Here is a 3,416-nt window from a genome sequence, read left to right on the forward strand (position 1 = left end):
TTCCGGATTTCGGGCGCCCGCGCGAGCCCGCCCGGCACTCACTCGGTCACGTGGAGCGGGTACCGGTTGGTCGCCACACCGGCCGCGGTCACCACCTGGACGTCCACGGCACCGGGCTCCACGTCCGCGGGGACGGGCACGGTCAGCGTGTGGTCCGTGGGGTTGCGGAAGCCGCCCGCCACGGGGACGAGGGGGACGTGGACGTCGACCGCGCCGATCCGCACGACCATCCGGGAGAGCCGGTCGGCGGTCTGGGCTCCGGGCGGGACGAAGCCGCTGCCGCGGATCTCGATGTCGTCGCCGGTGCGGATCGGGCCGTCCAGGTCGCCGGGTTCCCGGGCGCGGACCACCGAGGAGATCACCGGCCGGCCGCCCTCGGCGTACTTGCCGGCCAGGTAGGTCCCGGCCGAGATCAGCACCACCGCGGCCAGGCCCCAGGGCAGGTCGGGCAGTTGGTCGGGGCGGCGGGCCAGCCGGACGGCGGCGAACAGCAGGGCGACGGCGCTGACGGCGGCGTACTGGATGTCGGTGAAGGCGCCCTTGCCGGAGTCGTCGGTGAGCAGGTCGGCGGCGCGCGGGCGGTGGGCGGGCACCTTCTGCAGCCGCTGGGCGAGCACGCGCAGGCCCACCACCCGGCGGACCAGGACGGCGATGCCGCACACCACGGCGAGGACGGTCACCACGCCCGCGCCGCGCGCCAGATCGAGGCCGGCGATCAGGGCGTCGCGTTCGGTGTGGTCGGAGGCGGCGGCCAGGCGGACGGCGAGCAGCAGGACGGCGTAACCGACGAACAGCACCCAGCAGGCGGCGACGGTACGGGAGGTGGACATGCGGTTGTCCTCGCCGATCACCGGGGCGAGCGCTCCGCCGCGCGCCCGGTGCAGGAGGCAGGCGGCGGTCAGCGCTCCGGCGACGGCCAGCGCGGCGAGCAGGGCCGCGGTGCGGGCGCCGGTCCAGCCGGCGCCGATCGCGGTGAGTGCCTCGGCCAGCAGCAGCGCGACGACAGCGCCCCACACGGCGCACACCGTGCGCCGCCACAGCCGGGCCAGCCAGGCCGCGCCCTCGGCCCGGCCCTGCTCGGCGACGGCCTCGGCCCGCTGGGTCAGTTCCTCGGAGACCCATTGGCGGGACGCCGAGGCGGAGTGCGCCACGCCCGCCGGCAGTCCTCGGCCGGCGGCGAACTCGTCACGCCGGCGCAGGAACGCGGCGACCGCCCTGCGGTGTCCCTCCCGGGCACCGTGCGGACAGTCCCCGCAGGTGCAGCCGCCCTCGTGGACGCCCTCGGCATCCGTGTCCCCTCTCGCCTCCTGCACCGCCACGCCCGACGCCCGCCTTCCCCACGACCTGCCGGTCCGGCCCCTCGCCCCGGCGGGGCGCACGACGGCCGGGCAACTCCCCGGTGATGTCAGCGAATTGTGCCCTACGCCGGGCGCTTCGGGGCGGCCGGGCGGGGGCGCCGCGGGTGAAGCGGGGACCGTCGTGTTGACCCGGCTGCGCGAATCGCCGTACGGCCGGGATCATCCAGCGGGGCGGGGGTCAGCTGAGCAGGTCGGGTTCGCCGCGGCTGATCTCCTGCCACAGCGGCTGGTAGTTGATCCAGGCCACCAGGTCCCCGCCGAGCTGTTCGCGGGTGGCGACGGCGCGCTTGTGGTCGATGAGCACCGGCCGGCCCGCCGCCTTCGCCAGCAGCTGCACCTGGCAGGACCGCTCCAGGGACAGGAACCACCAGGCGGCCGCGTCCACCGAGTCGCCGACGGTGAGCAGGCCGTGGTTGCGCAGCACGAGCGCCTTGCGGGAGCCCAGCGCGGCGGCGATCCGGCGGCCCTCCCCGGCGTCCACGGTGACGCCGGTGTAGGCGTCGTAGAGGGCGAGGTCCTCGTAGAAGGCGCAGCTCTCCTGGGTGATGGGGTCGATGAGGTCGCCGAGGGCGGCGAGGGCACGGCCGTGCACGGAGTGGCAGTGGGCGACGGCGACGACGTCGGGGCGGGCGGCGTGCACCTGGGCGTGCACGGTGAACGCGGCCTGGTTGACGTGGTAGCGGCCCTCGACGACCTGCCCGTCCTGGTTGGCGAGGACCAGGTCGCCGACGGTGACGTGCCGGAATGGCATCCCGAAGGGGTTGACCCAGAAGCAGTCGGTGAATTCCGGGTCCCGGGCGGTGATGTGTCCGGACACCCCGTCCTCGAACCCGGCCCGGCCGAAGATGCGCAGGGCGCCGGCGAGCCGCTCCTTGCGGTGCCGGCGTTCGTCCTCGACCGACTCGTGCATCGGCGGCATGGCGAACTGCAGCCGGCCGGTGGGCAGCGGCAGGGGCGGAGTGGGCCCGTGCATGGATCCTCCCGTACGGGTATGGCGGTACGGGCCGGAAAGTACCGTCGCCCGGCGCAAAAGGGCAGGGGCGTGCTGTGAAGATGCCGTGCTCCGGCGCATAGGCGACAGGAGGTGTCGTGATTCGGGGGGAGGCTGCGCGGTATGAACTGGGCAGACTTCCGCACGGCCGTACCGGATCTGGCACGGACCGCCGAGGAGCGCTTCGGCGCCTACCGCCACCACGTCCTCGCGACGCTCCGCCAGGACGGCTCGCCCCGCACCTGCGGGATCGAGGTCCGCTTCCTGGGCGGACAGCTGTGGCTCGGCATGATGCCGGGCTCCCGCAAGGCCCTCGACCTGCGCCGCGACCCGCGTTTCACCCTCCAGGCCAATCCCGGTGAGGGGACGGGCATGGGCGGGGGCGACATCCGGATCGGCGGACGGGCGTACGAGGTCGAGGACGGCGCGGCACGGGCCGCATACGTGGAAGAGGTGGAACCGCCGCAGCCGTTCCACCTCTTCCGCACCGAGCTGACGGAGGTCGTACGGACCTGCGTCGAGGACGACACGTATCTGGTCACCCAGGTCTGGAAGCCCGGTGAGCCCCTGCGCACGCTGAAGCGTGCCTAGGGCCTACTCCCACTCGATCGTCCCCGGCGGCTTGGACGTCACGTCCAGGACGACCCGGTTGACGTCCCGCACCTCGTTGGTGATGCGGGTGGAGATGCGGCCGAGGACGTCGTACGGCAGCCGGGACCAGTCGGCGGTCATGGCGTCCTCGGAGGAGACCGGGCGCAGGACGATCGGGTGGCCGTAGGTGCGGCCGTCGCCCTGGACGCCCACGCTGCGGACGTCGGCGAGCAGGACCACCGGGCACTGCCAGATGTCGCGGTCCAGGCCGGCCGCGGTCAGCTCCTCGCGGGCGATGGCGTCGGCCTCGCGGAGCAGGTCCAGGCGCTCCTTCGTCACCTCGCCGACGATCCGGATGCCCAGGCCGGGGCCGGGGAAGGGCTGGCGCTGGACGATCTCCTCCGGCAGGCCCAGCTCCTGGCCGACCATGCGGACCTCGTCCTTGAACAGCTTGCGCAGCGGCTCGATCAGCTTGA

4 protein-coding genes are annotated in these 3,416 nt (G+C 74.0%); 1 reads left to right on the forward strand and 3 read right to left on the reverse strand.

Annotation, left to right across the window (positions count from 1 at the left end; translation table 11 throughout):
• Nucleotides 1-38: 38 nt before the first annotated feature.
• Nucleotides 39-1,319 (reverse strand): hypothetical protein, encoded by a 1,281-nt coding sequence (locus tag IE312_RS04425; RefSeq protein ID WP_189978566.1) that lies wholly within the window; start codon nt 1,317-1,319, stop codon nt 39-41.
• A 217-nt stretch (nt 1,320-1,536) separates the two neighbouring features.
• On the reverse strand, nt 1,537-2,331 hold the full coding sequence (locus IE312_RS04430) for a class II aldolase/adducin family protein (RefSeq protein WP_189978568.1): 795 nt from the start codon (nt 2,329-2,331) through the stop codon (nt 1,537-1,539).
• Between the two features lie 141 nt (nt 2,332-2,472).
• On the opposite strand from IE312_RS04430, the gene IE312_RS04435 reads away from it, so the two are divergent.
• Complete coding sequence (locus tag IE312_RS04435; protein WP_189978569.1) at nt 2,473-2,940, forward strand: pyridoxamine 5'-phosphate oxidase family protein; 468 nt, start codon at nt 2,473-2,475, stop codon at nt 2,938-2,940.
• Between the two features lie 3 nt (nt 2,941-2,943).
• Here IE312_RS04435 and IE312_RS38715 read toward each other — a convergent pair.
• Nucleotides 2,944-3,416: GMP synthase (glutamine-hydrolyzing) (locus tag IE312_RS38715; protein ID WP_440862344.1), on the reverse strand; the 473-nt coding region annotated here is incomplete at its 5' end.

It is taken from the genome of Streptomyces capoamus (assembly GCF_014654935.1).
GTDB classification, from domain to species: Bacteria; Actinomycetota; Actinomycetes; order Streptomycetales; family Streptomycetaceae; genus Streptomyces; species Streptomyces capoamus.

Coding starts and splice junctions, on each gene's coding strand:
- IE312_RS04430 (WP_189978568.1), bottom strand. CDS start 2,331: ATGCACGGGCCCACTCCGCCCCTGCCGCTGCCCACCGGCCGGCTGCAG.
- IE312_RS04435 (WP_189978569.1), top strand. CDS start 2,473: ATGAACTGGGCAGACTTCCGCACGGCCGTACCGGATCTGGCACGGACC.